Below are 695 nucleotides of genomic sequence, written 5' to 3'. Positions count from 1 at the left end.
GAGTGTGAGCGATAACGACAATCTCGAAGGACTCGCCGACGCCCTGCGCCTGGTCGGTTTCCCCGAGGCCGACATCGCCGACGGTGCGCGGCGACTGCACCTGACCTGGCAATCCCCGCGCATGCAAAGCCTGCCCGAGGCCAGCCGCAACCGCCTCAACACCGTCATCAACACCAGCCTGCCGCTGCTGGCGGCACTGCACTACGACCAGCTGCCCGCCCTGGGACGACTGCTCGACCTGCTTGAAGCGATTGCCCGCCGCGCCGCCTACCTGGCGCTGCTGACCGAGTATCCCTATGCCCTGCAACGCCTGGTGCGCATGATCGGCGCCAGTGGCTGGGCCGCGACCTACCTCACGCGCCACCCGCTGCTGCTGGATGAATTGCTGGATGACCGCAACCTCAAGGCCGCCTCCGACTGGGCCGCCTTCGCCGAGAACTGCCGCCGTCAACTCGCCACCGCCGAGGGCGATACCGAACGCCAGCTCGACATCCTGCGCGAGTTGCACCATGCCGAGCAGTTCCGTCTGCTGGCGCAAGACCTGGAGGGCGACCTGTCGGTGGAAAAACTGGCCGACGAACTCTCTGCCTGGCCGATGTACTGGTGCAAGTCACCATCGAGGCGGTCTGGCAGACCGTTGCCCAGCGCCATCGCGAGGTGCCGCAGTTCGCGGTGATCGCCTATGGCAAGCTGGC

Annotated in this window: 1 protein-coding gene; it reads left to right on the top strand. The window is 66.8% G+C overall.

Annotated features, from left to right (window positions below; all coding sequences use genetic code 11):
* Positions 1 to 676 (top strand): bifunctional [glutamate--ammonia ligase]-adenylyl-L-tyrosine phosphorylase/[glutamate--ammonia-ligase] adenylyltransferase (locus tag RHSP_RS31195; RefSeq protein ID WP_200863315.1); only part of this gene is annotated, 676 nt, incomplete at its 5' end.
* Positions 677 to 695 lie beyond the last annotated feature (19 nt).

It is taken from the genome of Rhizobium freirei PRF 81 (assembly GCF_000359745.1).
Taxonomy (GTDB): domain Bacteria; phylum Pseudomonadota; class Alphaproteobacteria; order Rhizobiales; family Rhizobiaceae; genus Rhizobium; species Rhizobium freirei.
Note: the sequence above shows the minus strand (reverse complement) of the source record. Positions and strands in the feature narration are given on the sequence as shown.